At 68.4% G+C, this 16,187-nt stretch carries 12 protein-coding genes; 8 read left to right on the forward strand and 4 right to left on the reverse strand.

Annotated features, from left to right (window positions below):
* Positions 1 to 26: 26 nt before the first annotated feature.
* From leuS to holA, 4 genes are all read left to right on the forward strand, one after another.
* Entirely contained in the window at positions 27 to 2,471 is a 2,445-nt protein-coding gene (gene leuS / locus VFA08_02425; protein ID HYZ12444.1) for a leucine--tRNA ligase, read from the forward strand.
* 128 nt (positions 2,472 to 2,599) lie between these two features.
* Entirely contained in the window at positions 2,600 to 3,220 is a 621-nt protein-coding gene (locus VFA08_02430; GenBank protein HYZ12445.1) for a ComEA family DNA-binding protein, read from the forward strand.
* Positions 3,217 to 5,601, forward strand: a complete 2,385-nt coding sequence (locus VFA08_02435) for a DNA internalization-related competence protein ComEC/Rec2 (protein HYZ12446.1) — start codon at positions 3,217 to 3,219, stop codon at positions 5,599 to 5,601. Before VFA08_02430 ends, VFA08_02435 begins: the two co-directional genes overlap by 4 nt.
* Positions 5,598 to 6,584 carry a DNA polymerase III subunit delta gene (gene holA, locus VFA08_02440; GenBank protein HYZ12447.1) on the forward strand — a complete coding sequence of 329 codons (987 nt, stop codon included), beginning with the start codon at positions 5,598 to 5,600 and terminating at the stop codon, positions 6,582 to 6,584. The genes VFA08_02435 and holA overlap by 4 nt, the downstream gene beginning before the upstream one ends.
* Positions 6,585 to 6,596: 12 nt before the next feature.
* Here the strand turns inward: holA and VFA08_02445 are convergent, their stop codons facing one another.
* Together VFA08_02445 and rpsT are read right to left on the reverse strand one after the other, a co-directional pair.
* Positions 6,597 to 8,306, reverse strand: coding sequence for an HAD-IIB family hydrolase (locus VFA08_02445; GenBank protein HYZ12448.1), 1,710 nt, complete (start codon positions 8,304 to 8,306; stop codon positions 6,597 to 6,599).
* A gap of 43 nt (positions 8,307 to 8,349) precedes the next feature.
* Positions 8,350 to 8,625, reverse strand: coding sequence for a 30S ribosomal protein S20 (gene rpsT / locus VFA08_02450; GenBank protein HYZ12449.1), 276 nt, complete (start codon positions 8,623 to 8,625; stop codon positions 8,350 to 8,352).
* Positions 8,626 to 8,696: 71 nt separating this feature from the next.
* Between rpsT and lepA the strand changes: the two genes are divergently transcribed.
* Entirely contained in the window at positions 8,697 to 10,535 is a 1,839-nt protein-coding gene (gene lepA / locus VFA08_02455) for a translation elongation factor 4 (protein HYZ12450.1), read from the forward strand.
* Positions 10,532 to 11,632 (forward strand): radical SAM family heme chaperone HemW, encoded by a 1,101-nt coding sequence (gene hemW / locus VFA08_02460; GenBank protein ID HYZ12451.1) that lies wholly within the window; start codon positions 10,532 to 10,534, stop codon positions 11,630 to 11,632. Before lepA ends, hemW begins: the two co-directional genes overlap by 4 nt.
* Here hemW and VFA08_02465 read toward each other — a convergent pair.
* Positions 11,629 to 13,443: a hypothetical protein gene (locus tag VFA08_02465; protein ID HYZ12452.1), complete on the reverse strand. Its 1,815-nt coding sequence runs from the start codon at positions 13,441 to 13,443 to the stop codon at positions 11,629 to 11,631. The genes hemW and VFA08_02465 overlap by 4 nt on opposite strands.
* Complete coding sequence (locus VFA08_02470) at positions 13,433 to 13,942, reverse strand: sigma-70 family RNA polymerase sigma factor (protein ID HYZ12453.1); 510 nt, start codon at positions 13,940 to 13,942, stop codon at positions 13,433 to 13,435. The genes VFA08_02465 and VFA08_02470 overlap by 11 nt, the downstream gene beginning before the upstream one ends.
* Before the next feature lie 89 nt (positions 13,943 to 14,031).
* Between VFA08_02470 and hrcA the strand changes: the two genes are divergently transcribed.
* Together hrcA and dnaJ are read left to right on the forward strand one after the other, a co-directional pair.
* On the forward strand, positions 14,032 to 15,072 hold the full coding sequence (gene hrcA, locus VFA08_02475) for a heat-inducible transcriptional repressor HrcA (protein ID HYZ12454.1): 1,041 nt from the start codon (positions 14,032 to 14,034) through the stop codon (positions 15,070 to 15,072).
* A gap of 3 nt (positions 15,073 to 15,075) precedes the next feature.
* Positions 15,076 to 16,179: a molecular chaperone DnaJ gene (gene dnaJ / locus VFA08_02480; GenBank protein ID HYZ12455.1), complete on the forward strand. Its 1,104-nt coding sequence runs from the start codon at positions 15,076 to 15,078 to the stop codon at positions 16,177 to 16,179.
* Positions 16,180 to 16,187 lie beyond the last annotated feature (8 nt).

A 16,187-nucleotide genomic window follows, 5' to 3' on the forward strand; every position in this document is an offset into this window, starting at 1 on the left:
GATCGCCCGGTAGCATCTTCTTCGAGATGCGCAGGTACGAAGCGTCCGAGATCGAACCGAAGTGGGTCGAACGCTGGGAGTCGGAAGGCCTGTACCGGGCCTTGGACGACCCTGCCGATCCTCGGCCGCGGTTCTACGCGCTCGACATGTTCCCGTACCCCTCGGGCGACCTGCACATGGGGCACGCCGAGGCGTTCAGCGGGGGGGACACGATCGCCCGGTACCGATGGATGCAGGGCAACAATGTCCTGCATCCCATCGGGTGGGACTCGTTCGGGCTGCCGGCCGAGAACGCGGCGATCAAGCGCGGCATCCACCCCAAGGAATGGACGTACACGAACATCGAACAACAACGACGCTCGTTCCGCCGGATGGGGATGTCCTTCGACTGGTCGCGGCAGTTCAACACGAGCGATCCCGAGTACTACCGGTGGACGCAATGGCTGTTCATCCGGCTGTTCGAACGGGGCCTGGCGTACCGGAAGAACGCGCCGGCGAACTGGTGCCCGACGGATCAGACGGTCCTGGCCAACGAACAGGTCATCAACGGCCTCTGTGAGAGGGACGGCACGCCGGTCGTTCGCAAGGATCTGACGCAGTGGTTCTTCAGGACGACCGAGTATGCGCAGCGGCTGCTCGACGACATGGACCAGCTCGACTGGCCCGAGCGAGTCGTCACCATGCAGCGGAACTGGATCGGGCGGTCCGAGGGCGCCGCAGTCGAGTTCGAGATCGCCGAGACCGGCGACATGGTCGAGGTGTTCACCACCCGCCCGGACACGCTTTGGGGCGTGACGTTCTTCGTGTTCGCCGTGGAGCACCCGCTCGTGTCGAAGCTGGCGGAGGCGGGCGGGACGGGTGACGAGGCGAAGGAGCTCGCCGACGAGCTCGCGGCAACGCCTCTAACGAATCGAGAGCAGGCGGACAGCCGTGAGGGCGTTCCCCTCGGCGTGCACGCGGTGAACCCAGTCAACGGCGAGAAGGTCCCTGTCTTCGTCGCGCCGTACGTGTTGATGGAGTACGGCACGGGCGCGGTGATGGGCGTCCCCGCTCACGATCAGCGCGACTTCGAGTTCGCGCGTACGCACGGGCTGCCGATCCGCGTCGTGGTGCAACCGCCCGACGAGCCGCGCGATCCCGCCACGATGACCGAGGCGTACGACCACGAGGGTGTGATGGTGAACTCCGGGCCGTTCGACGGCGTTGGCTCACCCGAGTCGATCGAGCAGGTCACGCGGTGGCTCGAGGAACAAGGCCGGGGACGGCACGCGGTGACGTTTCGGCTACGCGACTGGCTGATCAGCCGACAGCGCTACTGGGGCGCGCCGATCCCCATCGTGCACTGTCCGGTTCACGGAGAGGTCGCCGTTCCGGAGGATCAGCTGCCCGTCTTGCTTCCTGACGACGTGGATTTCCAGCCGGGCGGCGAATCACCGCTTGCCCGGCATCCCACGTGGAAGCACACGACGTGTCCCGTCGGCGGCGAGGAGGCCGTTCGCGACACGGACACGATGGACACGTTCGTCGACTCGTCCTGGTACTTCTTTCGCTACTGCTCGCCACACGAGGAGCGACAGGCGTTCGATCCCGAGCTCGTCGAACGATGGATGCCGGTCGATCAGTACACAGGCGGGATCGAGCACGCGATCCTCCACCTGTTGTACTTCCGGTTCTTCACGAAGGTCTTCCACGACACGGGCCTCGTGAGCTTCGAGGAGCCGACGCTCCGGCTGATGAACCAAGGCCAGGTGATCTACGGCGGTGCGGCGATGTCGAAATCGAAGGGGAACATCGTGGAGCCCATGCCCCTCGTCGGGCGGTGGGGTGCGGACACGATGCGGCTGACGATGCTGTTCGCCGGTCCGTTCGAGGACGACATCGACTGGAAGCTGATCGCGCCCGATCCGGAACGGCGTCCGGGCGTGAACTCATGGCTCGGCCGAGTGTTCGCCGCCGTGCAGGAGGCCTTCGACCGCGTCGCGGAGGAGCCGGAGGCGCTTCGACGCGTGACGCACCGAACGATCAAGGGGGTCACCGAGGACCTCGAGGATTTCCGGTTCAACGTGGCGATCGCCAAGCTGATGGTCTTGACCAACGAGATCCGTTCGGCGCTCGACGGTGGCGCCGGCGCGCGCGAGGCGTCCACCGCGCTCGTGCAGATGATGGCGCCGATGGCGCCGTTCGTCGCCGAGGAGCTGTGGCGTGAGACGCTCGGCAACGAGTCGTCCGTCCACATGTCGTCCTGGCCGGCGTTCGACACGGCACTGGCGGCCGAGGACTCCGTCGTGCTGGTCGTCCAGGTGGACGGGCATGTCCGTGACCGCATCGACGTCCCTCCCGACGCCTCCGAGGAGCGGTGCCGTGAGCTCGCGCTGGCCTCCGAGAGGGCGCTCAAGGCGATCGACGGCCGCGAGATCCACCGGGTGATCGTCCGGCCTCCGCGCCTGGTCAATCTGGTTACGCTGGGCTGAACCGGAGGCGGTCCATGTGACCGAGGTCACGGCGGCGGCGCCAGGCGTGCGCTAGCGTTCCGGACGTCCCTCTCACATCCGCGACCGCCGGTGCGGTATGCGCGGGCTCGTCGACGTGAGGGGGCGCGTTGCCGGGAGAGTCGATCCGCGATCGCCTCGCCACGCTTTCGCGTGCGGAGCTCATCGCGCTCGTCGCCGTCGTCGGGGTGACCGTCGCCGGCGCGGGATTCTGGTACGTACGTTCGGTCCCGGCGCCCGTGCAGGTTCGCTCCGGCCCGTCCGAAGCCCTCGTCGCGGCGCCGCCCGCGTCGGCGTCGCCGACGATGGTCATCCTGGTCGACGTCGCCGGGTGGGTTCGGCGTCCCGGCGTGTACGAGTTCGCCGAAGGTGCGCGTGTCATCGATGCGATCGACGCGGCCGGCGGCGCTCGACCCGGCGCGGTTCTGTCGAGCCTCAACCTCGCGGCGCCGCTCGTCGACGGCACGCAGGTATTGGTCCCCAAGGAGTCGCAGTCGGCGCCGACGACGGAAACCGGAACCGGGACCTCAGGCGCAACGGGTCTCGTCAACGTCAACAGCGCGACGAACGCTGAGCTCGAGACGCTGCCGGGTATCGGCGAGGTCATCGCTCAGGCGATCGTTGATCACCGGACCGAGAACGGACCGTTCACGTCGGTCGACCAGCTCGTCGACGTCAGCGGGATCGGCGACGCGACGCTCGAGAACATCCGGGAGCTCGTCACGGTGTGACGGGCTGGCTCCTTCCGGGTCTTGCCGCGGCGCTGTGGCTCGGCTTGCTCGTGCGTCCGCTGGTCGGTGAGCGAGCTCCAGTACTCGTGTGGATGCTCGCAACGGCGGTGGCCTTCGGGGCAGCGGTCGGGTGCGCGCCGCGGATCGTTCCGACCGACGCGTTGCAACCGTTGGTGTCGGAGCCGCAGGACGCGCGGCTGGTCGACTCGGTCGCTCCATCGCGCTTGCGGCGTCGGCGCGCTCCGCCGTGGCTCGTCGGTGCACTGGCGCTCGTCGGTGCCCTCACGCTCGGGGTCGGTTGGGGGAGCGCGCAGGCACACCGGATCGAGGGGGCGTTTCTCGCGCGCGTCGCGCCGGCGAGTGTGACGGTCGACGGGTCGCTTCGAACCGATCCGAACGTGGACGGCGACCGATGGAGCGCCGTCGCGGACGTCTCGTTCGCGGAAACGGAGGACGCGGCCGCGCGGGCTCGAGAATCGGTATGGGTCGACGGCCGCGGCGAGGCGCCGAACGCCGTGCGCGGCGACCAGGTCCGCCTAGTCGGGCGCGCCGTCGTCTCCGACGATGCGCAGTTCGCCGGGTTCCTCTCGAGCCGAGGTCTCGTCGCGGAGCTTCAGGTCGATTCGGCGACGCGGCTCGGCCCGTCGAGCGTCGCGTTCGTCAGGTGGGCGCAGTCGTTTCGAGCGCTTGTCGGCGGATCGATCCGCGAGCTGTTCCCTTCGCGCGAGGCCGGCCTGCTGCTCGGGCTCACGCTCGGCGACGACTCGCTGCTCGATCCAGAGGTCGAACGCGACTTCCGCGCGAGCGGTCTGTCGCACCTGCTGGTCGTGTCGGGCGGGAACGTCGCGATGGTCCTCGCGCCCGTGCTCGCACTCGCGGCGGCATTGAAGCTGTCGCCATGGCCGAGGTTCGCGCTCGGCGTCGGGACCGTCGTGTTCTTCGTCGTGCTGACGGGTGCCGAGCCGTCGGTTCTGCGCGCAGGAGTCATGGCCGGTCTGACGCTGTTCGGCGTGATGCTCGGTCGACCGAGGAGCGCCGCGTCGATCCTGTCGGCGTCGGTGTTCCTCCTGCTCGTACTGGATCCCGCGCTCGTGTGGTCGGTGGGGTTCCAGCTTTCCGTCGCTGCGACCGCGGGCATGGTCGCGTTGGCGACGCCACTCGCCGATCGCATGCCCGTGCTGCCCAAGCCCATCGCGCTCGCGGCGGGCGCGACGGTTGCCGCCCAGATCGGCGTGACGCCGGTGCTGCTCTACCACTTCAACGAAGTGCCGACGTCGACGTTGTTCGCGAACGTGCTCGCCTTCGCGGCCGTCGCCCCGAGCCTGTTGCTCGGCCTCGTGGCGGCGTTCGTCGCGATCGTGTGGTCGTCGCTCGGACGCCTGCTCGCGGCGATCGCGCTCCTGCCGCTCCGCTACCTCGAGATCCTCTCCGATCACGCCGCTCGGGCGCCGGCTCCGTGGATCACCGGCGGAGGCATGGCGACGCTCGTGCTTGGCCTGTTGTTCGCGGCCGCGTTCGCGTGGTGGATCCGTTCGGGACGGCGACCACCGCGTTTGGTGATGCTCGCGGGACTCGTCCTCGCGCCCCTCCTCGTCTGGTCGACCGCGCTCTCGTCGGGGCCGCCGTCGGGGCTCACCGTCCGGTTCTTCGACGTGGGGCAAGGCGATGCGGCGTTGCTCACGTCGCCGGCGGGCGTGACGATGCTCGTCGACGGTGGGCCGGACGAGGCGCAGGTTGCGACGGAACTCGCGGCACTCGGTGTCAAGCGGCTCGACGTGGTCGTGGCGAGCCACCCGCACGCGGATCACGTCGTCGGTTTGCCCGCGATCTTGGCCCGCGTACCGGTTGGGCTCTTGATCGAGCCGGGCTGCGCCGACGACTCGCCCGACGGCGAGGGGCTCGCCGACGCGGTCTCCGATGAGGGCGTACCGGTTCGTCATCCGCGCGCCGGGGAGGTCTTCGTCGTCGAGGACGTCGTCGTCGAGGTGCTCTCGCCCGATCGGTGTTGGAAGGGCACCGAGTCGGATGCGAACAACGACGCGATCGTGCTCCGCGCGAGCGTCGGCGAGGACACGGTGCTCTTCGCCACCGAGCCCGAGGAACCCGCACAACAGGTGATGCTCGACGACGGCGTCGATCTTCGCGCCGACGTGCTCAAGGTGCCGCACCACGGAGCAGCAACGTCGCTCGAGGAATTCCTCCTGGCGGTCGATGCCGAGCTTGCGGTCGTGAGCGTCGGACCCAACACGTACGGGCACCCGGTACCGGAGGTCCTGCAATGGCTCGGCGACGGTGGAGCGGAGGTGCTCCGCACGGATCAGGCCGGCGACATCACCGTGTCGTTCTCGCCGTCGGGGCCGCTTGTACAGTTCGCGGCGTGACCGAGCGGAAAGGGAGTTCGACGAACGCCGCGAGGAGACCGATCCACCTCTTGTGGGGTCACGACGACTTCCTCCTTCGCGCCGCGGCCCTCGAGCTCTTCGGCGACGTGCGTCCGCGAGAGGTCGATGCGGCCGAATGGGTGGGCGGCGAGACGGCCGACCTGGCGACGCCGTCGTTGTTCGGCGAGGCGCGTGGGCTGCTCGTTTCGAACGCCCGCGCTCTGCGCGAGGACGCGGTCGCCGAGCTCCGGCGGTACGTCTCGGCGGCCGATCCGAACGCGATCCTCATCCTCACCGCGACCGTCGGTGAACGCGCGAAGCCGCCGGCCGGCCTGCTGAAGCTCGTCGAGGGCGTGGGGTCCGTGAGGGAGGTGCGCTTGCAGCGCAAGGAGCTCGGGGGATGGATCGGAAAGCGCGCCACGGCGACGGGCCTGAACCTCGCCCCCGACGGCGTCCAGGCGCTCATCGAAACGATCGGAGAGGACCCGGCGGCGCTCGATCAGGCGCTCGAACAGCTCGTCGCCGCGTTCCCCGGTGAGCGCATCACGCGCGGCGTGGTGACGAGGCAGTTCCGAGGCCTCGGTGACCAGCACATGTGGGACTTGTGCGACAAGGCGTTCACCCGCGACATGCCGGGTGCGATGCGATCGCTCCGAACGCTACTCGAGGCGCGGGACGCAGGGCTTCCGATCCTCGGAGCGATCGTCTCGCGCCTGCGAGACCTGATGCGCCTTCGTTCGTTGCCCAACCGCGTTCCTCTGGGCGAGGTCGCGCGGCAGGCCGGTCTGCGGTTCGAATGGCAGGCCAGGCGGTACCGCGATCAGGCCCGCCGGTTCAGCCTCGATGAGCTCGTCCTCGTGCACGAGCGAGTGGCCTGGGCCGATCGCGCGCTGAAGTCCGGCGCGACCGACGACGTGGTGCTCCCGTTGGTGATCGCGGCGATCGCCGGAGACCCGGCCGACGTTCCGGTGACGCCGATCTAGGAACGGACCCGGTCAGGGCGACGCTTCCGCGGGCACCGTGTAGCGCTCCGAGACGGCATCGAGGATCTCGCGCCGGCTCGTCTCGGCATCCGTGTCATTCGCGACACGCTTCGCAACCTCTCCGAGCGCCTCGTCCTTGATCACGTCACGGAACCACCTCTCGTAGTCGCCGCGGCCGAGGTGCCACAGCCACGTCTCGTCGTCGACGCCCTCGGCGATCTGCGCGAACACCGCGAGGTTCTGCGCCTTGAGGTTCAGCCTGTCGTCTGGTCCGCGGAAGAAGAACGCCTTCTCCTCGACGTCGCCCTGCGCGTACTTGCGGCGGTGCCTTCGCCGTTCCTGGCCCGGTTCGACGGGGGCGAACGCGATCGGGGACTCTTCGACGAACCACGCGACGGCCTGCCCTTCGTCCGGTCGAACGGCGTCGTCCCGCGGCGGCTCGACGCCTACAACGTTCGCGAACTTCCCCAGGGACTCGCTCGCTCCCTTGGAGGGCGTCAGCACCAGGTTCACCGGTTCGAGTGCCGCCGGCGACATCGCGTCGGCGTGCACGGTGACCATCACGACCGAGGCGACCCGTCGCGGGAGCGTCGCCTCCGGCGTCTGCAGGCCCGACGGGAGCAGGTGGTGCGCCTCGTCCACGACCAGCCAGTGCGGACGGCCGGTCTCGGCGCGCAGCTCCTGGAGCCTCGGTAGGAGCGAGCTCAGGAAGCCCGGACGGTCGTCGAGCCGCTCACCGAGCAGGTTCAGGACCAGGTTGATGTCGGGATCGACGAGCGCGTCGAGCGCCTCGTCGACGGTCGGTGCCCCGTCGTGAGATCCGAGGACCACCCCGTGCTCGAGCTCCTCGTAGTCGCCTTCCGGATCGATCAGGCAGAACTGGTACGCGTGCTCCACCAGCTCTTCGAGGAACGCCGTGACGAGCGTCGACTTCCCACTGCCGGATGGTCCGGTGACCAGCACGTTCGTGCGGTAGGGCCGAACCCGCACCGGTTCGCCGTCCTCGGCGGTCCCGATCACGATGTCGTGACGTGGAAGGCGCTCGTCGAGAAGCTCGAGGTCCGACTCGAGCAGCCCGTCGCAGAGCTCGCGAACGCCGTCGCCCCGGGTGCCGTTCGTCACGTAGTCGCATCGGTCCTTCACGGCGGGGAGCGCGTTCGCCACGGCCACCGAGAGCTCGCACGCATCGAGGAACGCGTGGTCGTTCTCCGCGTCGCCCACGCCGACGACGTTGTGCGGCGACAGTCGCAGCTCGTCGAGGGCCGCTGCGAGTCCCGACGCCTTCGTGACGCCGGCCGGCAGCACCATCACGGCGCCCTTGTTGAAGATGATCTGCAGCTCGAGGCCGAGCTCGTGGATCGCTTCGATCACGGTCGTCTGGTGCGGCTCCCACGTCGCGACGATGACGTGACCGACGGAGAGTGGCTCGACGGCGCGTTCCTTCAGCGCGTCGACGAACGCGGGCGGAGGCGCTTCGGTCAGCGCTCGGGCGTTTCGCGTGGCCGGATCGAACAGCACCGCGCCGTTCTCCGCCACGACTCGGTCGAACACGTCGAGTCGGTCGAAGGCTTGGCGAAGGTCCTCGAGCTCGCGGCCGGTGACCAGGATCGTCCGGCGGCCGCTTTCGCGAACGCGTTCGATCGTCTCGACGACGTCGTCCGGGACAACGCCGTCGGTGGCAATCGTGCCGTCGTAGTCAGTGGCCAGGGCCACGTATCGCACCGCGCACTCCTACCCGAGGAGGTGACGAACGACGCCTGGAGGGCTACTCGCCCGACGCGGCGGCGCGGTTCGCCGCCTTGGCCAGGCGTGACGCGTGGCGCGCGGCGGCGCGCTTGTGGATGACGCCCTTCGAGGCGGCGCGGTCGTACGCGCGAGCCGCGTCGCGGGCGCCGGCCAGGGCGGCGTCACCATCACCGCTGCCCGCAGCGGAGGTGACCTTCTTCGACGCCGTCTTGAGGGCGCTGCGGACCGCCTTGTTGCGCTTGCGGCGGTGCTCGTTTTGGCGGTTGCGCTTGATCTGCGACTTGATGTTGGCCATGGACGGGCGAGTCTACCAGCGCGGTTTCGTCGTTCGAATTGAGCCGGACCTATGCGGCCCGCCCGTACGATATGCCGGCCGTGACCGAATCCACCCGCATCCGCAACTTCTGCATCATCGCCCACATCGACCACGGAAAGTCGACGCTGGCCGATCGCCTGCTGGAGCTGACACACACCGTTCCCGACCGGGAGATGCGCGAGCAGTACCTCGACAAGATGGACCTCGAGCGGGAACGCGGCATCACGATCAAGGCCCAGGCAGTCCGGCTCGCTTACCGCACGAGCGACGTCGATCATGAGCTGAACCTGATCGACACGCCGGGGCACGTCGACTTCACCTACGAGGTATCCCGGTCGCTCGCCGCGTGCGAGGGCGCCATCCTGCTCGTCGACGCTGCGCAGGGGATCGAGGCGCAGACGCTCGCGAACTATCACCTGGCGCGCGACGCCGGACTGGTGATCGTGCCGGCCCTGAACAAGATCGACCTGCCGCAGGCGAACGTCGAGGAGAATCGGCGCGAGCTCGCCGAGCTCGTCGGCATGGAGCCGGACGACGTCCTGGCCGTCTCCGGCAAGACGGGCCAGGGGGTCACCGACCTCGTCGAACGCGTCATCGAGCGCGTTCCGCCGCCGTCGGGTGATCCGAACGCGCGGCTCCGCGCGCTGATCTTCGACTCGAGCTTCGACCCCTACCGTGGCGTCGTCGCGTACGTCCGCGTGTTCGATGGCGCGCTCCCCTCACGCTCGAAGGTCCGGTTCATGGCGACGGGTATCGATTCCGACGCCGAGGAAGCCGGCGTGTTCGCGCCCGAGGCGACGCCCGTGCCGTCGCTCGACGCGGGCGAGGTCGGCTACCTGGTCACCGGCCTGAAGGACGTGCACCAGGTCAAGGTGGGCGACACCGTGACCATCGCGGGGAAGCAACGAGCTGATGAACCTTTGCCCGGTTATCGAGAGCCGCTGCCGATGGTGTGGAGCGGTCTGTATCCCGCAGAGGGCGGTGACTACACGGAGCTGAGAGACGCGCTCGACCGGCTGAAGCTGAGCGACGCGGCGCTCGTTTTCGAGCCCGAGACGTCGCAGGCGCTCGGCTTCGGGTTTCGGTGCGGGTTCCTCGGACTGCTCCACATGGACATCGTCAAGGAACGGCTCGAGCGCGAGTTCTCGCTCGAGCTCATCGCCACCGCGCCGAACGTCGAGTTCCACGCGGTCCGCGGCGACGAGAGGATCGTCGTGCACAACCCGAGCGAGATGCCCCAGCCGGGAACGTACGACCGCGTCGAGGAGCCGATCGTGCTCGCCACGATCATCACGCCGAGCGAGTACCTGGGCCCGGTGTTCGAGCTGTGCCAGTCGCGCCGCGGTGAGCTCTTGGAGATGAGCTACCTGTCGCCCGAGCGTGCCGAGGTCCATTACAAGCTCCCGCTCGCGGAGATCATCTTCGACTTCTTCGACCAGCTGAAGTCGCGCACCCGCGGGTACGCGTCGCTCGACTACGAACCGATCGGGTATGAGTTGAGCGAGCTCGTCAGGGTCGACGTGCTGCTCCACGGCGAGCCGGTGGACGCGTTCTCGAGCGTCGTGCACCGGGACAAGGCGTACGGGTACGGCCGGCGGATGGTCGATCGTTTGCGAGAACTGATCCCGCGGCAGCTGTTCGACGTGGCGATCCAGGCGTCGATCGGATCGCGGATCATCGCCCGCGAGACGGTCAAGGCCAAGCGCAAGGACGTGCTCGCGAAGTGCTACGGCGGCGACATCACCCGGAAACGGAAGCTGCTCGAGGAGCAGAAGAAGGGGAAGGCGCGACTACGGCGCGTCGGCCGGGTCGACGTTCCGCAGGAGGCGTTCATCGAGGCGCTCCGCATCGACAAGGGTGACCGAACGAAGGCGGGGACGCGATCGTGAGCGCGGGTCTCTACGTGCACGTGCCGTTCTGCGTGACCCGGTGTGGGTACTGCGACTTCAACGCATACGCCGGCTTGGATCACCTGCGATCGCGGTACATCGCGGCGTTGGTGCGAGAGGCTGACCTCGCAGCCGACGAATGGTCGGGCGAGACGTTCGTCAGCGTGTTCTTGGGCGGGGGGACGCCGACTACGCTCGACGTCGAGGACCTCCAAGCGTTGCTGACGCGATTGCGCTCGACGGTCGACGTCGCTTCGGACGCCGAGATCACGATCGAGGCGAACCCCGACACCGTCGATCGGGCGGGGCTATCGGGGCTCCTCGATGCGGGATACGCCCGCCTGTCGATGGGAGCGCAGTCGTTCGATCATGCGGTATTGGCGGCGCTCGAGCGGTTGCACGATCCGGATTCGGCCAAACGTGCGATGCACGCTGCGCGAGCGGCCGGCTATGCCAACGTGAACCTCGACCTGATCTACGGCGCCAACGGCGAAACGCTCGAGTCGTGGGAGCGTACGCTGCGCGCGACGGTCGACCTTCAGCCCGAACACGTTTCCGCGTACGCGCTGACGATCGAGCAGTCGACCCCGCTGGGGCGGAAGGTACAACGCGGCGTCGTGCCGGCACCCGACGCCGACTTGCAAGCCGACATGTTCGAGCTCGCGTGCGAAGTGCTCGGCGAGGCAGGCTTCCGCCACTACGAGGTGTCCAACTGGGCGAAGCCCGGGCTCGAGTGCAGGCACAACCTCGGGTACTGGGAGCGGCGGCCTTACCTCGGGCTTGGTGCCGGCGCGCACTCGTACCGCGACGACGGCCGGTGGTGGAACGTGCGTCCACCCGAGGAGTATCTGTCGCTGGTCGAGAATGGACGGCTCCCGATCGGCGGCGACGAACGGCTCGAACCGAGCGACGCCCACCTCGAAGAGGTGTTCCTCCGATTGCGCATCCTCGAAGGGGTGCCGTCTTCGTGGATCGAAGACGAGCGGTCGGCCCCGTTCGTAGAGTCAGGCTTGCTCCTCGAAATCGACGGGGCGCTCGTGCCGACCGAGCGAGGAATGCTCTTGTTGAACGAGCTCGTCCTCGCGCTCGCCGGCTAGGCCTGCGACGGACCGAGGTTCGAGCCGCAGAGCGTCTCGCCGGACTGGAACGACGGCGGACCGGGGCCGACGGGTTCGGTGAACTCCCGAACGTCGACGATCGTCACAGTGACGTCGTCGTTGAGCGAGTATGTAATCGCGGTCGCCCGCCAGACGGAGTCCGTCGAATCCGGCGGATCCTCCGTCGCCGTGGTGTGGATCAGCACGCGTCCGTCCGGGGAGTCCTCGCAGCGGAGCGTTTCAATGTCGAACGCGTCGCCACCGAGCCACAGCTGGGGTTCCACTCCCGGTTCGAGTCCGCCTCGCGGGTACCCCGGCGGCGCCACCGTCACGGGACCGAGCCCGGCTCCGCCGTCTCCCAGCTGTACATCGAACAGCTTCAGCCCGACGATCGAGAACTGAACGTTCTGGATCAGGACCTCGTCGACCCCGTCACCATCCACGTCGGGCGCGGAGAACGCCGAGCAGAACGAGTCACACTCGAGGGGTCCGTACGACGTGTCTGCCAGTCCGTCACCGGTGACGTCGACCGCCAGCACCTGCATGCCGTCGCCGAGGTCGGGGCATGCGGTATCGCCCGCCTTCGTCGCCACGTACACCTTGCCGTCAACGCCCGGTGCGAACTCGCCTCGAACGCTCGTCACGTTGCAGACCGGGAACCCGAGACCGATGTCCTTCCCGGCACGCGTGGGGCTCGCTGTCGGTGTCGGTGTCGGTGTCGGCGTCGGAACGACCGGCGCGTCATCGGGCGCCGCCGCCCAGGCCGGCTCGCCGAGCGCGCCGGCGACGGCCGTCGGCTCTCCGCCGCTGGCGGGAATCGTGTAGACCTGTCCGGTGTCGGCCGAGAACACGATCGACCCACCATCCGGTGACCATGCCGGGCTGGCGAGGTTCGGCAGCGCGTCGAATACGAGTGTCTGATCAGACCCATCCGGCGCCATGGTGTACAAGCCGAAGCCGCGCGGCACGCCACGGACGAACGCGATCCGATCCATGTCCCACGACCAAGCAGGCCAGACCTCGCTCTCATCGGAGGTACGAGTCACGTTCGTTAGCTGCGATTCACCGAGCCGAACTACATAGATGTCCCACGTGTCGTTCGTCCCCGGTCCCGGGTAATCGCCCGTGGCGCCTTGGAAGGCGAGGCGGTTTCCGTCAGGTGCCCACGTCGGGTCACCGGTCAACATGTTGTCCGTTCCCGGGATGAGGTGAGTAGCGCCGGTGGCCAAGTCCAGGATGTAGATGCCGAAGGGCCCGCCCGGGACGTCTCCATTGAACGCGATCCTCGTGCCGTCGGGTGACCAGGCCGGATCCTGGACAACGGCCGGCTCGTTGGTGAGCCAGGTCGGCGGCCCACCCTCGATCGGGACGGTCGCGAGGACCGCTACCTGTTCGCTCACGAACGACGGGATCGAATGCACGACCACGACCGTGCGCCCATCAGGCGACACGTCCGGGGACCCATAGTCGGCACCGCCTTCCGGCGTCAGCCGACGCAAGCCCGTGCCATCGGACGAAACCGCCATCAGCGCCTCGCCTTCACGCTCGAGCGGGATCGAGAACACGATCTCTCCGTTCGTCTCGGAAGGTGTCGCCGCGTCGCGCTCGGCATCCTCACCGAAGACGTGCGACAACCCGTACACGCCCGCGACGCTCACCGCGACGACGGCGATGGCGAGAACCCCGGACTCGACCTTGCGCACGATGCGGCGGCGCTCGCGACGGCGGATCAGGTCCTCGTAGATGCCGCTCGGGTCCGCGGGGCGGCCGGCCCGCTCGAGCTCGCGCCTCAAGCGTTCATCAAGCGCCACGGTCGTTCGCCTCCATGTCCTCGTCGACGCCGAGCGAGACGGCGAGCGCCCCCCGCGCCCGGAAGAGCGTGCTCTTCACCGTTCCCTCGCTCACCTTCAGCACCTTTGCGATCTCCTTCGTCTCCATCCCCAGGTAGTACCGGCACACCACCGCTTCCCGCTGCCGGCGAGAGAGCTTCGCTAACGCGCGCTCTATATCAACGCGTTCGGAGTCGATGAGGTCGGCACCGGCAACGCTCTGCAGCCGAGAGCCCGCCTTCCGTTCCGCTATCAATCGACGCAGTCCGCTTCGTGCCAGGTTCAGCGCCACCGTCGTGACCCACGCGTTCAGCGACTCGATCGAATCGCCTCGCTCCGATCGCTCCCACGCGCGGAGCAGCGCCTCCTGAACGGCGTCCTCGGCAGCGGGCCGGCTCCCGCTCGTCAGCGCGACCGCCGCGACGAGCCGCGGATAGCTCGCGTGGAGGAACTCTCGAATGGTGATCTCGTCGACGCGCATGGGTTCGAGCGTAGGACGCACGGAGGCGGCAAACGGTTGTCATGAGCTCAGAAGTCCCTAGCACTCTCGGGGGTAGACTGCTAAGGGTCATGGTCGAACCTGAACTCGGAGCCCGGAAGATCGCGGTTCTGCACGCCGTCGTCGAGGAGTACGTACGCGGCGGCGAGCCAGTCGGCAGCGAGACCATCGCCGAGCGCTCGGGCCTCGGTGTATCTGCCGCAACGATCCGCAACGAGATGGCGGCGCTCGAGGAGCTCGGCTATCTCATGCACCCGCACACGTCGGCCGGCCGGATCCCGACCGACGCCGGTTATCGCAAGTACGTCGACACGCTTCCGCCGGGTGGTCGCCTACGCGATGCGCAACGCCGGGCGATCGCCGGCTTCTTCGCGGAGACGATGGTCGACCTGGAGGAAGTCCTTCGCGGGACGACGCAGCTCCTCTCCCGCGTAACGCAGTACGCCGGCCTGGCCGTTCCGCCGTCGAGTTCGGACGAGCCGGTCCTTCGCACCGAGCTGGTCGAGGTCGGCAGCTCGCTCCTGTTCCTGATCATCGGTCAGCACGGTCGCGTGGACAAAACGATGATCGACCGCCCCGACGGGCTCGAGGATGACGCGCTCACGATGCTCGACCGAACGCTGTCGGATCGATTCCGGGGCAAGACCGTGGCCGACGCGCGCGCGGAGGCTCTGAAGGCCGCGCCGACGGCGAAGCCTGCGGAGCGCACGCTCCTTCTCGCCGCCGCCGATGCGTTCGGCGGGATCCAGACGGGCGCGGGCGCGCACCTCGTGCTCATCGGCGGCGTGGCCAACCTCGCCGACGAAGCGGCGCACTGGCGTCGCGAGACCGTGCGACGCCTGTTCGAGGCGCTCGAACACGAGTCCGAGATGCTCGAGCTCCTTCGCGACGTCACGCTGTTGCAGGACGTGAACGTGACGATCGGGGGCGAGCATCCGCACACCCGCGACTGGGAGGCGTCGATCGTGTCGGCGCCGTTCCGCGCGGGTACGACGGCGCTCGGCACCGTGGGCGTCGTCGGTCCCACCGCGATGGACTACGTCACGGTCATGGCGTCCGTCCGCGCCGTCGCGCGCCGCCTGTCCGAGCTCGCGACGGAGGTCGACGCGTAAGACATGGCGCAGATCCGCGACCTCTACGAGATCCTCGGTGTCGGACGCGACGCGTCGAACGACGACATCAAGAAGGCGTACCGCCGGCTCGCGCGGGAGTTCCACCCCGACGTGAACGGCGACCCCGCCGCCGAAGACCGGTTCAAGGAGATCACCGCGGCGTACGAGATCCTTTCGGATGCCCATCGACGGCAGCAGTACGACCTCTACGGGTCGGGCCGGGGGATCGGAGAGTTTCCGTTCGGCGACGTCGCCGACATCTTCGAGGCGTTCTTCGGCGCCGGCACGTTCGGTCGCAGGCGAACCGCTACGCGCCGCACGAGAACGCACAACGGTGAGGACGTGTTCGCGGAGGCACGCCTGGCCTTCCGCGAGGCCGTGTTCGGCGTTCGTCGCGAGATCGAGCTCGAACGGCTGGAACCATGCGATCGCTGCGACGGTACGGGGGCCGAACCGGGAACGTCGCCGCAGCGATGCCGGACCTGTGGAGGCGCCGGCCAGGTGCAGGACGTTCGACGAAGCATCTTCGGCACAGTGATGACGGCACACCCCTGCCCGACGTGCGAGGGGACCGGCGAGGAGATCGTCACGGCGTGTGAGCGGTGCGACGGGCGGGGCCGCATCTCTGTCGACACCACGGTGCCAGTGGACATCCCGGCCGGCGTGTCGAATGGGCTCGACCTTCGCGTCCCCGGTGCGGGCCACGCAGGACGGGTGGGCGGTACTCCCGGCGATCTCTACGTGTCGCTACGCGTCGACGAGGATCCCGTGTTCGAACGGCGCGGCACGGATCTGTTCGCCAGCCTCGACGTTCCGATGGTGCAGGCGGCCCTCGGCGCCGAGGTGGAGATCGACACGCTCGACGGAACCGAGCGCGTCGACGTAAATCCGGGGACACCTTCCGGCACCACGCACCGCCTTCGCGGCAAGGGCGTTCCGAATCTCGGCGGGCGAGGGCGCGGCGACCTGTTCCTCACGCTCCAGGTCACGACGCCGAAGCCGGGTTCGAGGCAGGAGCGAGAGCTGCTCGAGCGCCTGGCGGAGCTGCGCGGGGAGCCTGCAGGCAAGCGGGCGTCAGTGAAAGCCGACCTTCGGCGCCGCGGCTAGTCTCCCGG

This window comes from Actinomycetota bacterium, from assembly GCA_035640355.1.
Taxonomy (GTDB): domain Bacteria; phylum Actinomycetota; class UBA4738; order UBA4738; family HRBIN12; genus CALGFI01.